Source organism: Parapontixanthobacter aurantiacus, assembly GCF_009827635.1.
GTDB classification, from domain to species: domain Bacteria; phylum Pseudomonadota; class Alphaproteobacteria; order Sphingomonadales; family Sphingomonadaceae; genus Parapontixanthobacter; species Parapontixanthobacter aurantiacus.
This window is the reverse complement of sequence record NZ_WTYW01000001.1, coordinates 950,780-967,887: the sequence shown is the minus strand read 5'-3', so window position 1 is coordinate 967,887 and position 17,108 is coordinate 950,780. Positions and strand designations below refer to the sequence as shown.

The window sequence follows — 17,108 nt, the reverse complement described above, 5'->3', positions numbered from 1 at the left end:
ATGGCTTTTTCATCCCGCCGCCCCGATCAATTCGCGGCCGATCAGCATCCGCCTGATCTCGTTCGTCCCCGCGCCGATGTCGAGCAGCTTGGCATCGCGCATGTAACGCTCAACCGGCCAATCTAGCGTGTAGCCGGCACCGCCCAAGGCCTGCACGCTTTCGGCCGCGACACGGAATGCGTTTTCGGAAGCAAGCAAAATTGTTCCCGCTGCGTCGAACCGCGTGGTCTTGTCGGCATCGCATGCCTTTGCGACGGCGTAGGTATAGGCACGAGCGGATTGCAGCGCGACATACATGTCCGCCACCTTGGCCTGCATCAGCTGGAAGCTGCCGAGCGGCTTGCCGAACTGGGTACGCTCGCGAAGGTAGGGGATGACGGTGTCGAGGCATGCTTGCATTACGCCGAGCTGCAATCCTGCAAGCACGACGCGCTCGTAATCGAGCCCGCTCATCAGCACGCCGACGCCGCCATTCTCCGGACCCATGATGTTTTCTTCCGGTACGAAGCAATCTTCGAAAACGATCTCGCTTGTCGGAGAGCCGCGCATTCCAACTTTTTCGATCTTCTGACCGATCGAAAAGCCCTCGAAGCCTTTCTCGATCAGGAAGGTCGTGATCCCGCGGCTGCCCGCGTCAGGGGTCGTCTTGCCGTAAACGACGAGCGTGTCGGCATATGGCGCGTTAGTAATCCAGAATTTGGTGCCGTTCAGAACGTAACCACCGTCCGCCTTTTCAGCTTTCAGTTTCATTGAAACGACGTCGGAGCCTGCGCTTGCTTCGCTCATGGCCAGACTGCCGATGTGTTCGCCGCTGATCAGTTTGGGAAGGTATTTTGCCTTCTGCTCGTCATTACCCCAGCGCGCGATCTGGTTGACGCAGAGATTGGAATGCGCGCCGTAGCTGAGGCCTACCGAGGCGCTCGCGCGGCTGACTTCCTCGACTGCGATGACATGCTCCAGATAACCCAGGCCAAGGCCGCCATCGGCCTCTGGAACAGTAATGCCATGAAGGCCAAGCTCTCCCATAGCAGGCCACAATTCGTCCTTCGGAAACCAGTCCTCGCGATCTACTTTTTCGGCCAACGGCGCGATCTGATCGTCGGCGAAGCGGGCAGTCGTCTCGCGGATCATGTCCGCCGTATCGCCAAGTTGAAAGTCGAATTCGGGGGTCGCGCGCATGATCTCTCCTTCACTGCGACGAAGCCCTAGATGGTCGGCGGGCTTAGGTGAACCCGGTTTCGTATGAAAATAGTCGCGCGGGAGCAGGGGCGTTCGACGAAGCTCAGCGATCGTTGAGAATGATAATAAGTATTATGTTAAATAAAAGATGGGCGCGTCAACCCGCTATGAGATTGAAGAATAGGAATACGATAGCGAAAATCGCGAGCCACCCTGTTGCCATGACCACGCCGCGCTTCCACGACAATCGATGGCCGATAAGCGCGCTGCCAGCCAGGATTAGAAATCCTAGCAGCGCAACCAACGACACGATCTGATGTTCGTTCATGCAGCAATTTCCAGACCGTCGTAACCGACGATGACGTTCTTCGGGATTTCCGACTTCAAAGTCGCGTAATCCATGCTCTTGTCGAGATGCGTCAGGACTAATTTCTTCGCACGCGTCTTTCGACCGAGTTCAAGCGCAAGATCAAGATGCGCATGTGTCGGATGCGGATCCCGGCGCAGGCAATCGGAAACCAGAATGTCGGCGCCTTTCAATACATCGACCATCGACGGTGTTATCGCGTTGAAGTCCGTCGCATAACCTATTGTCTTTCCGTCATATTCCAGAAGGAATGCCGTGCTGTCCATACCGCCATGCGGCATCTCGCAATGAGCCAGGCCAAATCCTGCGACCAGCCTGACATTGTCGAGAGTGGAAAGATCTACCAGCGTGGGATAACCGTATTGACCGGCAAAGATGTAATTGAAACGCGCCTTCAGTCGCTTCGCCGTGGCCGCGCTGGCATATCCCGGCAAAGCGTTGGAACGACCGTATCTCATCGGGCGCAAATCATCGATTCCGTGACAGTGATCTGCGTGATCATGTGTCCAGAGGACGGCATCGACGCGGTCGATATCGTTCGCAAGCAATTGCTGCCGGAGATCGGGAGAAGTATCGATCAGCACTCGCTTGCCGAGCGAATTTTCGACTATGATGGATACGCGTGTGCGTCGATTTCGCGGCTCGTTCGGATCGCAGTCGCCCCAGTCGTTTCCGATCCTGGGAACGCCGGTCGAGGTACCCGACCCTAGCATGATGAGCTTCACCTTTGCGCTTTCGCGAACAGGCGGAAAAAGTTGGCGGTCGTCGTTTCCGCAAGTTGTTCGATGGTTTCGTTTCGCAAGTCAGCGAGGAAGCGGGCCGTGTCGCTGACAAAGGCCGGCTCGCAGGTTTTGCCGCGGTTCGGAACGGGCGCCAGAAATGGGCTGTCGGTTTCCACGAGCAGCCGATCTGCCGGAATGATCCTCGCGAATTCCTGCAACGGTTTGGCGTTCTTGAACGTCACGATGCCCGATAAGGAGATCGACAAACCCAAATCGAGAACGCTTTGCCCGAACCCTGCGGAAGCGGTGAAGCAGTGGATGATCGCGGGAAAGGCGCCCTGCTCCATCTCGGTCCGAAGAATGTCGAGCGTATCGTCCTCAGCATCACGCGTATGAATGATTAGCGGCAGCCGAGTCTCGCGAGCAACGTCAATATGCATGCGAAACAACGACTTCTGCGTTTCTCTGTCCGAATGTTCGTAATAGTAGTCGAGGCCGGTTTCACCGATGCCAATGACGGGAGGATGGTCCGTCGCAGACTTCAGGTCGCTCCTCGCGAGATCGCGGTGTTCGTCCGCCTCATGAGGATGAATGCCGACGCTGGCCCAGACGCCGTCCTTGCAGGTCGCCGTTTCGCAAACCCGGTCCCACTCGCTGCGCTTGGTACTGATGTTGAGGAACGCTGTAACTCCTGCCGATCGGGCATTCTGTAAGACGTCATCCTGTCGTTCTGCCAAGCCTTCGTATTCAAGGTGACAATGGCTGTCGACCAGCATCATGCGGCTACCGCCTCAGAAAGCTCGAGGCGCGGAAAAACGGGAGCCGGCTTTTCGATCATATGCCCCTTGGCGACAAGCGCACCGAACCAGCTTTCGTCCTGAAGATCGTCATATGATCTGCGCTCCGATGCGATACCGAGTTGGTCGAGAACGAGTTTGGACTTTTCAGGAATGACGGGCTGAATTGCGATCGCAAGATCGCGGATTGCGATAAACAATGTCTGCAATACCGCAGCCATGCGCGTTGGATCGCTCTTCTTCAACGCCCACGGAGCCTGCTCGTCGACATACTGGTTGCACGCGAAAACGGCGCGCAGCCAAGCCTCGATACCCACCGAAAACCTCAATTGCTCGAACGCCTCGGGAAGTTCGTCGCGACATGCCCGCTGAACAATCGTCAAGAGCGTCCTGTCGGCGCCATCGAAATAATAATCGCTAAGCGCGCCATCCATATTCTTATGGATCATCGACAGAACGCGCTGGCAGAGATTGCCGAAACTGTTCGCGAGTTCCGCGTTGGTTCGCGTCACGATTGCTTCGTGCGACCAATTGCCGTCCTGGCCGAAGGAGATCTCGCGCAGCAGGAAATATCGAAGCGTATCGACCCCATACATCTCGGCGAGTTCAAGCGGGTCGCTGACGTTTCCGAGGGACTTGGACTCCTTCTGCCCGCCCTTTAGGACGAAACCGTGCGCAAATACCTGTTTGGGTAGCGGCAGGTCGGCGCTCATCAGAAAGGCCGGCCAGTAAATCGTGTGGAACCGCGCAATGTCCTTGCCGATCAGATGTAGATCGGCAGGCCAGAATTTACGCCAATTATCTGTTTCGTCAGGAAAACCAAGACCCGTCAGATAGTTCGTGAGCGCATCGACCCAGACATACATGACGTGGTTTTCGCTGCCCGGAACCTTGACGCCCCAATCGAAGCTGGTGCGGCTGACGGAAAGGTCGCGCAAGTCCCCTTCCAGAAATGCGATCATTTCGTTGCGACTACGTTCGGGTCTTATAAAATCGGGGTTGCCACGCAGCAATTCGAGCAACGCGTCCCGATATTTGGACAAGCGGAAAAACCAGCTTTCCTCCGTCGTCCATTCTACCGGCGTACCTTGTGGAGAAAGGCGCTCGCCCCCCTCACCCTCGATCAGCTCCTTCTCGTAGTAGAACGCTTCGTCGCGGACCGAATACCAGCCTTCGTATCGGTCGAGATAGAGGTCACCGCGCGCTTCCATGCGCTCCCATAATGCCTTGCTGGCACGATGGTGATCGTCGTCGACCGTTCGAATGAACCGGTCATATTCGATGTGCAGAGCGTCGCACATATGCTTGAACTTGGACGACATTTCGTCTGCCAATTCGCGCGCAGTCTTGCCCTGCTCTTCCGCTTTACGCGCCATCTTCAGGCCGTGCTCGTCCGTACCGGTCTGGAACCGAACCTCGCGTCCCCGTAGTTTGTGAAACCGCGCAATCGTGTCAGCTGCGATGGCTTCGTACGCATGGCCGATATGCGGCGGACCATTCGGATAGCTAATTGCGGTAGTGATGTAATACGGGTCAGGCATAGTGGCGCTTCGTAGGACGAGCGGCATTCGCAAGCAAGCTACCGATCTCCATCGCGAGCAAACCTGAATCGTAGTTGAAGGTCGCGATTTCCGCCGCCAGACGTTCGCATTCGAGATAGGCAGTGTGACGAGAGGAAAAGTCCTCTCTCGAACCGTTTGCCATGTTCTTCGCCAGAAGCGATCTTGCAAGAGAGACGATGGCTGCCAGGCGTTCGCGGTCGGGTCGTTGCCCGATGGCATTTGCAAGAGCGGCTCTTGCTTCGAAATGCGGATCCCCGCCCTCGAGGATATGCGCCATCGCTTTTCGGACTTCGCCCAGCTTTAGCGCGATCAGCTGAAGCGCCAGTCCCGGCGATCCGTTGGCTCCCTCGATGGCGGCGTCCAGCGCCTCGGGCGTCGCGTCGACATCCTGCTTCGCCAATACATGACGAAGCTGCTCCTCGCTCAGCGCGGCAAACCGCAAGACTCGACAGCGCGAGCGGATCGTCGGAAGCAATTTCGAAGGCTGATGCGAAACGAGGAGAAAATGGCTGCCGGTGGGCGGTTCCTCGAGGCTTTTCAAGAGCGCATTGGAGGCTGATCGTTCCATGTCGTCCGCAGCATCGATGATGATCACCCGTTTGTCGCCCAAGGTTGGCCGGGTCGTCAGTCTCTTCTGCATCGAACGCACTTGGCCGACGCCGATATTGCGCTTGCGCTCGAACGGCTTTCCTTCGGCGCGCTTCTTATCCTCTTTCTCATCCTTCGGCAGTTGCGAAAGGATGTGAATGTCGGGATGTTCGGTAGCTGGCGCGTCACCGCCAACGAGTTTGCGGCCAGCCTCTATGGCAAAGTGCATCTTGCCAATCCCACGCGGTCCCGAAAGGAGCCAGGCATGATGCAACTTGTCTGAACCGACTGCAGCTTGCCATTGACGCGAAGGTTCCTCGTGCCCCTGCAGCATCAGTCGCGCTCTTCGAGAAAGGGTTTCAAGGCTGCCATGACCGAGCGATGGACGAGTTCGGGTGCGCCATTGCCATCGATAATAATGACGCTGTCATCTCCGTCTGCCAGATTGCGAAATCCCTCGCGGACCCGTGCATGGAAGGCCGGATCGCGTCCTCCGATCGCATCGCTCCTCCCCCGATCGCGAGACATAAGCCGCTCTGCCACATTGACGTCGCTCACATCGAACAGGAGCGTCACGTCCGGACGCAGCCCCGTACTTCCTGCCAAATGCAATTGTCTGATTAGCTCGTCTCCTAGAGACCCGGCATGCCCTTGATAAGCGCGGCTCGAGTCGATGAAGCGATCGCAGACAACCCATTTTCCGGCAGCCAACGCAGGTCCAATGAGTTTGTCGACGTGATCCGCACGCGCAGCGGCAAACAGGAGCGCCTCCGCTCTGATGCCCCACCCCCCGGCGGGCGGATCGAGGAGCAGCTTGCGAATGGCCTCCGCCCCCTCCGTTCCGCCTGGTTCGCGCGTATGTACGACATCCTGGCCAGCTCCTCTTAATGCCTCGACAAGCAGCCCGGCCTGCGTCGTTTTCCCCGTTCCCTCGCCGCCTTCAAGAGCGATGAAAAAACCTTTCCCAACCTGAGGATAAGTCACGAAAAAAGGCCCGCGAGACCGTTATACATCCGCTCGAAGGGGTTCGCCGTATCGACCGAACGGGATGCATAGAGCGGTATGCTGTAGCTGGCGGCAGTCCCGTGCGAGACGTCGAGCCAGGCGACCTGTTCGCCATCTTCGATCGGGGCAACAACGGGCCCTGCGTAGCGAATTGAGAGCTTCACGTCGCGCAGATCCTCGCCCTCCATCAGCGTCGCGAACACGCCATGTTCGCTGACGACGTCCAGCCTGCGCGTATCGCCATTCTGAACTGGTATCGTGGCGACCGGGTCGGCAGGAGCGAACAACATCCTGTTGCGCGTCTCCAAAAATCCCCATTCGATGAGATTGCGCGCGGCCGTGTTGCGCAGATTCGCGCGGTCGCTTGCTGCGACGACCATCATGAGCCGCCTTCCCTCGCGCTCGGCCGTCCCCAAGAAGCCGTAGCCAGCCTGATTGGTGAACCCGGTCTTTATTCCGTCGGCTCCATCGACCTTGGAGGTAATCGGATCATGATTGTTCTGCGTGATATTGTTATAGGTATAGGTCCGCTTCCCATAGAAATGTCGATATTCTTCGCCGAAATCGCGCAGGAGTGAACTGCCGAGAGTTACGAGGTCTCGCGCTGTCGTGAAGGTTCTGCCTTCGTCGGGCCAGCCGTTCGGCGTTCCGAAATGCGAGTTCTTCATGCCGATGCGGCGCGCGCTGTCGTTCATCAGGGCCAGCCAGTTGTCGACGGAGCCCCCCATGGCTTCGGCAAGAATGACCGACGCATCGTTTCCGGACACGGTGGTAATGCCGTGGAGCAATTGGTCGAGCGTCAGGACCGCATCATGCGGCACATACATTGTCGAGCCCTTGCCGCTCCATTCGCGAAATGTCTCCGGCCGGACCCCGGTTTGCTGCCGGAGAGAAGCATCGCCCTCCTTGAGCTTCGAAAAGGCGACATAGGTCGTCATGACCTTCGTGATGGAGGCCGGCGCGAAACGGCGATCGACGTCACGCTGGAAGAGCGTCCTGCCGCTCTGTAGATCGTAGAGCATCGCGATCGGTGCTGCTTCAGGCGCAGGTATCTCCGGTCGCACTTCGTCCTTCGCATGGATCTGCGAGGCCAAGGACAGAGCGGACAGAGCGCAGAAAAGGCGCGTCGCAATCGAGAATCGGACCATAAGCCGCTTTTAGCGCGCTATTTCGTCAGCCAACAGACCCACGCTCATCGCATAGTAATTGGAGCAATTATATTCGAGGATTGCACGGTAATTGCCCGTTAGGAGGTAAGCCGGCGTCCCCGTCCCGTCGGGCTGAAAGACGAACGCGAACACGTCGTCGCCGATTGCCCGCTGCGGGGTCACGCCGAGGTCGCGCCATTCTGCGACGGTCTTCCACTGGCTGTGCCGATTATGCACGCGCGGGCATACGGGGGCGACCAGTTCGGTCTCGTAATCGGACGGATCGAACCCGGCGGGAAGGCTTGCCCGAACACCCCATGGCTGACCGGGACGCCAGCCAGCATCGCGGAAATAATTGGCTATGGAAGCAAGGGTGTCAGCGCGATTGTTGAAGATATCGGCCCTCCCGTCACCATCGCCATCCGCGGCAAGTCGAAGATACACGCTCGGTAGGAACTGCGGGTTACCGAATGCGCCCGCCCAACTGCCCTGCAGCCGATCGCGAGGGTAACCCTTGTCCGCGACCTTCATCAGGGAAACGAATTCCGATGCAAACAACTCGCGACGACGCCCTTCCCAGGCAAGCGTCGCCAGGGCGCGGGCAAGGTCGAAGCTGCCGGTAACCGCCCCATAGGCTGTCTCATGCCCCCAGATCGCGACCAGTATTTCCGCAGGTACGCCATATTCTCGCGCGATCCGGTCCGCCGTTCCACGCGAATTGCGATAGACGTCGCGACCGTTATTGATCCTGACGTCATTCACGTGAATGTTGATATAATTCTGGAGCGAGGGAAACACGTCGGGGCGCGAAGGCGTACCCGGTTGCTCGCGATCGAGTTCGATGACGCGTGAATTCGGCGTCAATCCGGCAGTCATTCGCGATAGTGTTGCTTCACTGACGCCTTCTGCACGCGCCCGCGAAACCAAGCTGTCGACATAAGCATCGAAACTAGGTTGCTGAGCGAAAGCGGGAGCGGCTGATGTTCCGACCAAGGATGCCAGAGTAAGCGGTAAGAGCGAGCGTAGAAATTTCATATGTTACTCATGGCAGAACCTGTTCGATCGTTAAAGGCGAGAACGACGCTTTACCTTCGGTGAACTCGGCAATCTCCGCGTGACAAAGCGCCCTATCGGCTTTAGCGCACCGCCGGACGGACAGGTGGCAGAGCGGTTGAATGCACTGGTCTTGAAAACCAGCAAGGGTGCAAGCCCTTCGTGGGTTCGAATCCCACCCTGTCCGCCATGTGGTCCGATTACTCGGGCTGACGGTCCTTCTCGTCGGCATCCTTCTTCGGCACGAGGCTTTCCGCCTTGCGCTCTTCCTCTGGATAGTCCTCCGGTTCGACCGAGGACTGGTTGCGCAGGGCGATATGATCCTCGACGATGCCACCGTCCCGGTCGCCTTCCGGTCGGTCGCGTTCGCCTTGCGGATCATCCAAAATTTCGAATTCCATTGTCTCTCTCCTTGCGCCAATAACGCGCGGAGAAAGGCAACGGTTCTCGACATTTACGACCAGACGATGAAAAATGCGACGAACCGACAGCGGAACGCCGGGCGGTCAGATATGCAACGCCTTTCCATAGGCCGCGAGCACGCTTTCGTGCATCATTTCTGATAAGGTCGGATGCGGGAAGACCGTCTGCATCAGTTCCGCCTCCGTCGTTTCCAATTGCTTGCCGACCGTATAGCCCTGAATGAGTTCCGTCACTTCCACCCCGATCATGTGGGCGCCGAGCAGTTCCCCGGTCTTCGCGTCGAACACCGTCTTGATGAAGCCTTCCGCTTCTCCCAGTGCAATCGCCTTGCCGTTGCCGATGAATGGGAAGTTTCCGACCTTCACCTCGCGCCCTGCATCTTTCGCCGCCTTCTCAGTCAGCCCGACGCTGGCAACCTGGGGATGGCAATAGGTACAGCCGGGAATGTTCGACCGGTCGAGCGGGTGTGGATGGACGTCCTTGTTGCCAAGTTCCCTTGCGATGGCCTCGGCTGCGGTCACGCCTTCGTGGCTGGCCTTGTGTGCGAGCCACGGGCCGGGCGTGCAGTCGCCGATGGCCCACAATCCCTTGCTCTTCGTCCGCCCGTAAGGGTCGATCGTGATGAAGCCACGTTCCATCTCGACCAGATCGTCGAGGCCGATGTCTTCCGTGTTCGGCACGATGCCGATGGCGACGATGACGTGGCTGAAGTCGCTTTCTGCGACCTTGCCGTCCTTCGTCTTGATCTTCGCCTTGATCCCGCTGTCCGAGACCGAGATGTCCTCGACCCCGGCGCCGGTCATGATTGTCATACCCTGCTTGACGAGGCTCTTTTCGAGGAACGCCGAGACCTCGTGGTCTTCGACCGGCACGATGCGGTCGACCATCTCCACGACCGTCACATCCGAACCCATGTCGTTATAGAAGCTGGCGAACTCGATGCCGATCGCGCCCGATCCAATCACCAGCAGTTTTTCGGGCATTTCCGGCGGGGTCATGGCGGCGCGATAGGTCCATACGCGCTTGCCGTCGGCCTTCGCAAAGGGAAGATCGCGGGCCCGCGCGCCGGTCGCTACGATGATATGCTTCGCTTCCAGCTGTTTCTCGCCGTCGTCACCTTTCACCGAAAGGGTGGTGGCGCTGGTCAACCTGCCCTCGCCCATGTGCACGGCAATCTTGTTCTTCTTCATCAGATGCGTGACGCCCTGATTGAGCTGTTTCGCGACGCCCCGACTGCGTTTCACGACGGCTTCAAGGTCGGCCTCGATGGCACCGGCAACCTTGAGGCCGTAGTCCTTCGCGTGGTCCATGTAGTGCTTGATTTCCGCCGAGCGAAGCAGTGCCTTTGTCGGAATGCAGCCCCAGTTGAGACAGATGCCCCCCAGCTTCTCGCGCTCGACGATTGCCGTCTTCAACCCGAGCTGGGCGCAACGGATTGCCGCGACATAGCCGCCCGGCCCGGAGCCGAGAACGATGACATCGTAACTCTCTGACATTATTCGATAACCTTTCGGAAAGTCCTACAGGATGGAACACATGGAACCCGGTCCTGACGAAGAGAAATCTCCCTTCGCGCGAAGCCTGAAAAAGCCATTGGAAAGCGATCGTGAGCCACTGACGTCATGCTCTATTATTCGCATAGGACGATAGCTGCAGGACAGTAATCACGATACCGGACGCAAGTTTGATCGCCCTGCCGCTCAAGCCACCAGCCCGAGCGGGTTTTCGACCAGTTCCTTGAACACCTTCATCAATTCCGCGCCGTCCGCACCGTCGATCGCACGGTGATCGAAACTGCCAGTGGCGCTCATCACCGTAGCGACCGCCAGGGCGTCCTCGACCACGTAAGGACGTTTCTCGCCCGCACCGACCGCCAGGATCATGCCCTGCGGCGGATTGATGACGGCATCGAACTGCTTTATGCCGAACATTCCAAGATTGGACAGGCTGGCCGTGCCGCCCTGATATTCATGCGGCTGCAGCTTGCCGTCGCGGGCCTTGCCGGCCAGTTCCTTCATCTCGGTCGATATGCTCGATATCGCCTTGTTTCCGGCATCGACGATGATCGGAGTGATGAGCCCGCTGGGCGCGGCGACGGCGACCGAGATGTCCGCCCGGCTGAACTTGCGCAGCTCGTCGCCGGCAAAGCTGACATTGCACTTGGGCACTGCCAGCAGCGCCTTCGCCAGCGCCTTTATGAGCAGATCGTTGACCGAGAGTTTGACGCCCTGTGTTTCAAGCGCGGAATTGAGGTCGCTGCGCAGCTTCAGCAACGCATCGAGCCGCACGTCGACGGTAAGATAGATGTGCGGGATCGTCTGCTTCGCCTCGGTCAGACGCCGCGCAATCGTCTTGCGAACGTTGTTGAGCTTTTCCGCCTCGAACGGGATGCCGAAATCGGGAACCTTGGCCGCGCTCGCCGTCGGGGCGGGCGTATGCTCCGGAACGGCAGCACGATCTTCCTTTTGGGCTTCCGTCCCTCGTTTCGCCTTTGCCTTGCCCGGCTTAAATTTATCGACATCGGCTTTCACGATGCGACCGTTCGGCCCGCTACCCTCGATCTCGGCCAGGTCGATGCCCTGCTGTTCTGCGATCCGTCGCGCAAGTGGCGAGGCGATGATGCGATCGTCATCGTCGCTCGCTTCGCCTTTCGGCGCGGTCGCGGGCTTGTCTTCCCATCGCGGCGCATCCTTGGCGGGTTCGGCATCCGCCTTGCTGTCTGCCTGCGAAGCGCTGGCGGGGGTTTTGTCCTGAGCCGCCGTAGCCTGCTCGCCCGACGCATTATCGGACGAATTTGAAGTCGCCGCTTTGGCCGCTTCGTCAGGGTCCTCGCCTTCTTCAGCGAGGATTGCGATCACATCGCCCACCTTGACGTTTTCCGTTCCGGCCTCGACCTCGATCGCCGCGATGACCCCTTCGTCCACCGCTTCGAATTCCATGGTCGCCTTGTCTGTTTCGATCTCCGCCATGACGTCGCCGGATTCGACCTTGTCGCCGACTTTCACAAGCCATTTGGCAAGCGTTCCCTCTTCCATCGTAGGCGACAAAGCAGGCATCTTGATCGAAATCGGCATAAATCTAAATCTTCCTCGACCTTACGGAACAGGCGAGGTTATGCCTTTGCCGATCGCCTTCGTCTAGGCAAGGTTCTTGCGCTATCGGTGAATTCGTCGGATATCGCGCTCGACAGGAAAGACAGGTCGACAGCGGTGAATGTCGGCGGAAAGCGGGGGCGCGATGCGGATTTACATGGTCGTGATGGACGAAACGCCGGAAGCGCGCAAAGCCTTGCGCTTCGCGGCCCTTCGCGCGGCCCGGACCGGCGGCGCGGTCCATATCCTCGCCCTCGTTCCGCAGAACAACTTCAATGCCTTTGGCGGCGTGCAGGCAACGATCGAACAGGAAGCGAAAGATCGGGCAGAAGTGCTCGCCAATAGCGAGGCAGGCAACATTTTCGCAGAACACGGCAAGCGTCCGACGATCGCGGTGCGGACCGGCGATCCGCAGGCATCGGTGAAGAAATATCTCGAGGAACATAGCGACATTGCCGCGCTCGTCCTCGGTTCGAGCGCGGAAGCGGCGGCCGGGCCGCTCGTAACCCATTTCACGAGCAGCGCCGGCGGACTGCCCTGCCCGCTCTACATCGTGCCGGGCGGGCTTTCGACCGAACAGATCGACGCGCTCGCCTGAGGCTGCATCAGGTCAGTGTGCCGCGCGCCGGATAGTCTTTCTCCGTAACGAACTGAATCGCCTCGACCAGTTCGTCGAGCGGAGGACGGGTGAAGGGACCGCTCTGCACGACCGAGAAATACAGCGTTCCGTCCGGCTTCACGAGGAACAGGCCCGGCTCCGAGAACTTGGCGGGTTCCTCGCTGTCCGGGCGACCTTCGGAGATGAACAGGCCCCATTCGCGCGCCTTTTCCTCGCTCAGGTCGTAAGCGAGCGGGACGTCGCCCGTATCCCACTCCCGATCGATCGTCATTGCGCGGTCCTCGTCATCCATCGAGACGGTGAAGGTGTTCACCCCCGCCTTCGTGAAGTCGTCGAGCTTGCCGGCCAGTTCCGTCAGGTATCGCTTGCATACCGGGCAGTGCTTGCCGCGATAGAACACCAGCATGGTGAAGCTGTCCGGGTCCTGATCGGCGAGGACGAACTTCGCGTCGATGGTCAGGGGCAGTTCGAGGGTCGGTACTTTATCGCCGGGCTTCAGCATGAATATCTCCTTTTGATAAAGGCAATGGGCCGTGCGCCGACCCGTTCCGAGGCCTAGCGCTTGCGCCCCTGATGCCGGATGTTGCCGGGGCGGCCTCGCTTGCCCTGCTGGTGGCCCGGCTTGCCCTTGCGCCCGGACTTTTTCGTTCCGCTTCGACGCTCGCCCTGTGCTGGTCGTTTGCCGCGGGGTTCGACGCCCTTCCCCTCGCTATCGGGGACTTCGAATTTGAGCGCCCCGGTCAAAGGATTGGCTTCGGCCAGTTTCAGCTTGAGCCGGTCGCCCGTCGTAAAGCTTTCGCCGCTTCGTTCCCCGACCAGCGACTGGGCTTTCTCGTCGTAGCGATAATAGTCGTTGCCAAGCGTCGAGACGGGAACGAGTCCGTCGCCGCCCAGCCCCTCGATCGTGGCGAAAAAGCCGAAGGACTGAACGCCGGTGATGCGCGTATCGAAGGTCTCGCCTACGCGGCTTGCGAGCCATGCCGCGACGTAGCGGTCGATCGTGTCGCGTTCGGCCTCCATCGCGCGCCGTTCCGACTGACTGATCGCGTCGCTGATCTTTGCAAGGTCCGCCTTATCCTTGTCGGACAGGCCGGACGTTGGGGGCAAGTCGCCTTTCGGCGCTGCCTGTTCGAGACCGTAGGCATCCACCAGCGAGCGGTGGACCAGAAGGTCGGCATAGCGGCGGATGGGTGACGTGAAGTGCCCGTAGCTGTCGAGCGCCAGCCCGAAATGCCCGGCATTGGTCGGGCCGTAATATGCCTGCGTCTGGCTGCGCAGGACGGCTTCCATCAACTGGGCCTTTTCCGCCGGATCGTCGATCTCGGCCAGGAAGCGGTTGAAGATGGACGGCTTGATGACCTGGCCCATCGCGAAGTTGCGGTCCAGCGTGGCGAGATATTCCTTCAGCGCAACCAGCTTCTCCCGGCTGGGCGTCTCGTGAACGCGGTATACCACGGGAGCCTTTTTCGCCTCCAGCGCCTTTGCCGAGGCGACATTCGCGGCGATCATGAAATCCTCGACGACGCGGTGGGCATCCAACCGCTCGCGCACGGCGATCTCCGTGATCCTGCCCTGCTCGTCGAGCATGACGCGCCGCTCGGGCAGGTCGAGATCGAGAGGTTCGCGCTCGGCGCGCGCTTTCGCCAGCGCTTCCCAACAGCCCCACAGGTTCTTCAGATTTTCGCCCGCCTTGTCGTTATCGATCCGCTCCTGCGCGTCCTCATAGGCGATGACCTCGTCGATGCGGACGATGGCGCGGGTGAAGCGCCAGTCCTTGAGCTTGCCGTCCGACGAGATTTTCAGGTGGCAGGCCATTGCGGCCCGGTCGTCCCCCTCGCCCAGAGAACAGACATCGGCGGAGAGGATCTCGGGCAGCATCGGCACGACCCGATCGGGGAAATAGACGGAGTTGCCGCGCTTTCGCGCTTCGCGGTCGAGCGCTCCGCCGGGCCGGACGTAATAGGACACGTCGGCAATCGCGACGACGGCGTCGAAGCCGCCCTTTCCGTCAGGCTCGGCCCAGATCGCATCGTCGTGGTCGCGCGCATCGGCGGGATCGATGGCGACGATCGGCAAATGCCGCAGGTCCTCGCGCTTGTCCGGCGTTACCGGAAGTTTTGCAGCCCGATCCGCCTCTTCGAGCGCGGCATCGGGAAAGACATAGGGAATGCCGTGTTTCGCGATGGCGATGAGACTGAAACTCTTCGGTTCGAGGGGATCGCCCAGCACCTCGATGACATTAACCCCGGCACGCTGCGAGCGACCTGCCAACTCGGCCAGAACCAGCTGCCCTTCCTCCGCTTCGCCGACATCGGCGATCGCGCTGCTCGACCGGATGCGCTTGTCGACCGGCGCAAGCCAGTGCTTGCCATCGCGATCGGTCTCGACGACGCCCATCATGCTTTCGGTCTTTGCGGGAAGCTTCTTCATGGGATGGGCGACCCACCCGCGCCCCGTCTCCTCCGTGCGAGCAAGCACCCGGTCCCCGACCTTCAAAGCCGGAAGACGGGCCTGCTTCTTCTTTCCGCCCTTGCTTTCGCGCACGTAGAGCCGCGGAGGCGGCGTCGCATCGTCGGGGTTCCAGCTGTCGGGAATGGCATAGGCCTCGCCATCCTCGATCTCCGCGATCCGCAGTACCGTCACCTTCGGCACGCCGCCCATGCGATGATAGGCCGTCTTCTTGCCGTCGATCAGCCCTTCCTCAGCCATGTCCTTGAGACGTTTCTTGAGGGCGATCTTCTCCTGCCCCTTGAGGCCGAAAGCCTTGCCGATCTCGCGCTTGCCGACCGTACCGTCGGCGCTTTGGATAAATTCGAGGATCTGTTCGGCCGAGGGCAGGCTCGCCTGTTTTGCTTTGTTCATGCGCGCGATATGGGGTGGACCGGTCGATCTGTCACCCCAAACCGCCCGATGCCGCCCTTAATAGGCGCGGCCCACGATGATCCGCTCGACCGCCGGCTTGCCGGTAAAGATGCACTTCCCGTCGGCAGGGGGGGCATCCACCGGCACGTTACGGAAGGTCAGCTTGAGAGCTTTCAATCGTTCGATGACGGCTTCGAGTTCTTCGCCCGTCGGACGCGACCACTGTACTTCCACCCAGCCGGGGGCAGACGCGCCCTCGGCATAGAGCGCCTCGATCTGCGAAAACTCGTTCACGTCGCGCGTGACGTTGCGCTCGCGCCGATCGCGCGCTTCGACGAAAAGCGCGGTTTGCATGTCTTGGAGAATGGCGACGACGCGGTCTGCAGTTTCGGTCCGCGAGGGCGTCGAAAAGTTCGGCTTGCCGTTTTCCATGTTCCACAGGTCGTCGCGTCGGAGAAGGCTGACAACATCGTTCTCCATGTCGCGCCCGCCGACCTCGATGATGACCGGCGCACCCTTGCGCACCCAGTCCCAGCGTTTCGCAGCGGCCTTGCCCGGTTTCCGGTCAAGCAGCACGCGCACCGGCTCTCGCAGGACGTCCTTCCCGGCGATCGCGTCACGCAATTCCTCGCAATAAGCGAGGAGCGCCGCATCCTCCGGCTTGTCGCGGAGCATCGGCAGGATAACCACCTGGTGGGGAGCGATCGCCGGCGGCACGCGAAGCCCGTCATCGTCGCCATGCGTCATGATGACGCCGCCCACCATCCGGGTCGAGAAGCCCCAGCTCGTCGTATGGGCGAGTTGCTGCGACCCCTCGCGATCCTGAAAGCGGATGCCGCTGGCTTCGGCGAAGTTGGTTCCGAGATAGTGGCTGGTTCCCGCCTGCAAGGCCTTTCCGTCCTGCATCATGGCCTCGATGGACCATGTTTCGACAGCCCCCGGAAACCGCTCGTTCTCCGGCTTCTCTCCTACGATTACGGGGATTGCGAGTTCGTCTTCAGCGCAGGCACGGTACATTTCGATGGCCCGGTGCGTCTCGGTCAGGGCGTCCTCGCGCGTTTCGTGCGCCGTATGACCTTCCTGCCAGAGGAACTCGCTCGTGCGAAGAAACATGCGCGTCCGCATCTCCCAGCGCACGACGTTCGCCCATTGATTGGTTAACAGCGGCAGATCGCGCCAGCTTTGGACCCAGCGCGCCATGGCATCGCCGATGATCGTCTCCGACGTCGGGCGCACGACGAGAGGTTCTTCGAGTTTCGCTTCGGGATCGGGCACGAGTTTGCCGTCCTCGCCCGCGATGAGGCGATGATGCGTGACGACCGCCATTTCCTTGGCAAACCCCTCGACGTGTTCGGCTTCCCGCTCGAAATTGGAAAGCGGAATGAAGATGGGGAAATAGCAATTATCGACCCCGGCGGCCTTGATTCGTGCGTCCATCAAGCGCTGGATCCGCTCCCAGATTCCGTAGCCCCATGGCTTCATCACCATGCACCCGCGGACTCCCGATTCTTCCGCCAGATCGGCTTCGGCGATGACCGCCTGATACCATTCGGCGAAATTATCCGCGCGCTTGACCGAAAGGGCGTGACGTATCTGTACCAAGTTTCACCTGAGAAATGTGCCCCCGCGCAAATCACTGCGCGCAGAGCGGGAGAGATTGAGTGTTCGCCGGCGGCGGCAAACGGACCGTG

16 protein-coding genes and 1 tRNA gene are annotated in these 17,108 nt (G+C 59.9%); 2 read left to right on the top strand and 15 right to left on the bottom strand.

What is annotated here, in order from left to right:
* Positions 1 to 9: 9 nt before the first annotated feature.
* From GRI38_RS04720 to GRI38_RS04685, 9 genes are all read right to left on the bottom strand, one after another.
* Complete coding sequence (locus GRI38_RS04720; RefSeq protein WP_160681738.1) at positions 10 to 1,179, bottom strand: isovaleryl-CoA dehydrogenase; 1,170 nt, start codon at positions 1,177 to 1,179, stop codon at positions 10 to 12.
* Positions 1,180 to 1,336: 157 nt separating this feature from the next.
* Positions 1,337 to 1,507, bottom strand: a complete 171-nt coding sequence (locus tag GRI38_RS13920; RefSeq protein ID WP_202389839.1) for a hypothetical protein — start codon at positions 1,505 to 1,507, stop codon at positions 1,337 to 1,339.
* Positions 1,504 to 2,271 carry an MBL fold metallo-hydrolase gene (locus GRI38_RS04715; RefSeq protein ID WP_160681737.1) on the bottom strand — a complete coding sequence of 256 codons (768 nt, stop codon included), beginning with the start codon at positions 2,269 to 2,271 and terminating at the stop codon, positions 1,504 to 1,506. Before GRI38_RS04715 ends, GRI38_RS13920 begins: the two co-directional genes overlap by 4 nt.
* Entirely contained in the window at positions 2,268 to 3,044 is a 777-nt protein-coding gene (locus GRI38_RS04710; protein WP_160682467.1) for a TatD family hydrolase, read from the bottom strand. Before GRI38_RS04710 ends, GRI38_RS04715 begins: the two co-directional genes overlap by 4 nt.
* Positions 3,044 to 4,606, bottom strand: coding sequence for a methionine--tRNA ligase (metG, locus tag GRI38_RS04705; protein WP_160681736.1), 1,563 nt, complete (start codon positions 4,604 to 4,606; stop codon positions 3,044 to 3,046). The genes GRI38_RS04710 and metG overlap by 1 nt, the downstream gene beginning before the upstream one ends.
* Positions 4,599 to 5,549 carry a DNA polymerase III subunit delta' gene (locus tag GRI38_RS04700; RefSeq protein WP_160681735.1) on the bottom strand — a complete coding sequence of 317 codons (951 nt, stop codon included), beginning with the start codon at positions 5,547 to 5,549 and terminating at the stop codon, positions 4,599 to 4,601. Before GRI38_RS04700 ends, metG begins: the two co-directional genes overlap by 8 nt.
* Entirely contained in the window at positions 5,549 to 6,199 is a 651-nt protein-coding gene (tmk, locus tag GRI38_RS04695) for a dTMP kinase (RefSeq protein ID WP_160681734.1), read from the bottom strand. Before tmk ends, GRI38_RS04700 begins: the two co-directional genes overlap by 1 nt.
* Complete coding sequence (locus GRI38_RS04690; RefSeq protein ID WP_160681733.1) at positions 6,196 to 7,368, bottom strand: D-alanyl-D-alanine carboxypeptidase family protein; 1,173 nt, start codon at positions 7,366 to 7,368, stop codon at positions 6,196 to 6,198. The genes tmk and GRI38_RS04690 overlap by 4 nt, the downstream gene beginning before the upstream one ends.
* A gap of 9 nt (positions 7,369 to 7,377) precedes the next feature.
* Positions 7,378 to 8,403 (bottom strand): lytic murein transglycosylase, encoded by a 1,026-nt coding sequence (locus GRI38_RS04685; RefSeq protein ID WP_160681732.1) that lies wholly within the window; start codon positions 8,401 to 8,403, stop codon positions 7,378 to 7,380.
* A 118-nt stretch (positions 8,404 to 8,521) separates the two neighbouring features.
* Here GRI38_RS04685 and GRI38_RS04680 point away from each other — a divergent pair.
* Positions 8,522 to 8,611 (top strand) — tRNA-Ser (locus GRI38_RS04680).
* A gap of 10 nt (positions 8,612 to 8,621) precedes the next feature.
* Here the strand turns inward: GRI38_RS04680 and GRI38_RS04675 are convergent.
* From GRI38_RS04675 to GRI38_RS04665, 3 genes are all read right to left on the bottom strand, one after another.
* Entirely contained in the window at positions 8,622 to 8,822 is a 201-nt protein-coding gene (locus tag GRI38_RS04675; RefSeq protein WP_160681731.1) for a hypothetical protein, read from the bottom strand.
* A gap of 105 nt (positions 8,823 to 8,927) precedes the next feature.
* The gene (gene lpdA / locus GRI38_RS04670; protein WP_160681730.1) at positions 8,928 to 10,340 is read right to left on the bottom strand and encodes a dihydrolipoyl dehydrogenase; all 1,413 of its coding nucleotides are present in this window, start codon (positions 10,338 to 10,340) and stop codon (positions 8,928 to 8,930) included.
* A gap of 204 nt (positions 10,341 to 10,544) precedes the next feature.
* Entirely contained in the window at positions 10,545 to 11,918 is a 1,374-nt protein-coding gene (locus GRI38_RS04665; RefSeq protein ID WP_160681729.1) for a pyruvate dehydrogenase complex dihydrolipoamide acetyltransferase, read from the bottom strand.
* 163 nt (positions 11,919 to 12,081) lie between these two features.
* On the opposite strand from GRI38_RS04665, the gene GRI38_RS04660 reads away from it, so the two are divergent.
* Positions 12,082 to 12,534 carry a universal stress protein gene (locus GRI38_RS04660; protein WP_160681728.1) on the top strand — a complete coding sequence of 151 codons (453 nt, stop codon included), beginning with the start codon at positions 12,082 to 12,084 and terminating at the stop codon, positions 12,532 to 12,534.
* Between the two features lie 7 nt (positions 12,535 to 12,541).
* Here the strand turns inward: GRI38_RS04660 and GRI38_RS04655 are convergent, their stop codons facing one another.
* The 3 genes from GRI38_RS04655 to proS are packed head-to-tail and all read right to left on the bottom strand — an operon-like array spanning position 12,542 to position 17,019.
* Complete coding sequence (locus GRI38_RS04655) at positions 12,542 to 13,057, bottom strand: peroxiredoxin-like family protein (protein WP_160681727.1); 516 nt, start codon at positions 13,055 to 13,057, stop codon at positions 12,542 to 12,544.
* A gap of 53 nt (positions 13,058 to 13,110) precedes the next feature.
* Positions 13,111 to 15,417: a ribonuclease R gene (gene rnr, locus GRI38_RS04650; RefSeq protein WP_160681726.1), complete on the bottom strand. Its 2,307-nt coding sequence runs from the start codon at positions 15,415 to 15,417 to the stop codon at positions 13,111 to 13,113.
* Between the two features lie 57 nt (positions 15,418 to 15,474).
* Positions 15,475 to 17,019 carry a proline--tRNA ligase gene (gene proS / locus GRI38_RS04645; protein ID WP_160681725.1) on the bottom strand — a complete coding sequence of 515 codons (1,545 nt, stop codon included), beginning with the start codon at positions 17,017 to 17,019 and terminating at the stop codon, positions 15,475 to 15,477.
* Positions 17,020 to 17,108 lie beyond the last annotated feature (89 nt).

Excerpts from the sequence above, each read along its gene's own strand:
- GRI38_RS04720 (WP_160681738.1), bottom strand. The coding sequence starts at position 1,179 with ATGCGCGCGACCCCCGAATTCGACTTTCAACTTGGCGATACGGCGGAC.
- GRI38_RS13920 (WP_202389839.1), bottom strand. The coding sequence starts at position 1,507 with ATGAACGAACATCAGATCGTGTCGTTGGTTGCGCTGCTAGGATTTCTA.
- GRI38_RS04710 (WP_160682467.1), bottom strand. The coding sequence starts at position 3,044 with ATGCTGGTCGACAGCCATTGTCACCTTGAATACGAAGGCTTGGCAGAA.
- metG (WP_160681736.1), bottom strand. The coding sequence starts at position 4,606 with ATGCCTGACCCGTATTACATCACTACCGCAATTAGCTATCCGAATGGT.
- GRI38_RS04700 (WP_160681735.1), bottom strand. The coding sequence starts at position 5,549 with ATGCTGCAGGGGCACGAGGAACCTTCGCGTCAATGGCAAGCTGCAGTC.
- GRI38_RS04690 (WP_160681733.1), bottom strand. The coding sequence starts at position 7,368 with ATGGTCCGATTCTCGATTGCGACGCGCCTTTTCTGCGCTCTGTCCGCT.
- GRI38_RS04685 (WP_160681732.1), bottom strand. The coding sequence starts at position 8,403 with ATGAAATTTCTACGCTCGCTCTTACCGCTTACTCTGGCATCCTTGGTC.
- GRI38_RS04675 (WP_160681731.1), bottom strand. The coding sequence starts at position 8,822 with ATGGAATTCGAAATTTTGGATGATCCGCAAGGCGAACGCGACCGACCG.
- lpdA (WP_160681730.1), bottom strand. The coding sequence starts at position 10,340 with ATGTCAGAGAGTTACGATGTCATCGTTCTCGGCTCCGGGCCGGGCGGC.
- GRI38_RS04665 (WP_160681729.1), bottom strand. The coding sequence starts at position 11,918 with ATGCCGATTTCGATCAAGATGCCTGCTTTGTCGCCTACGATGGAAGAG.
- GRI38_RS04660 (WP_160681728.1), top strand. The coding sequence starts at position 12,082 with ATGCGGATTTACATGGTCGTGATGGACGAAACGCCGGAAGCGCGCAAA.
- GRI38_RS04655 (WP_160681727.1), bottom strand. The coding sequence starts at position 13,057 with ATGCTGAAGCCCGGCGATAAAGTACCGACCCTCGAACTGCCCCTGACC.
- rnr (WP_160681726.1), bottom strand. The coding sequence starts at position 15,417 with ATGAACAAAGCAAAACAGGCGAGCCTGCCCTCGGCCGAACAGATCCTC.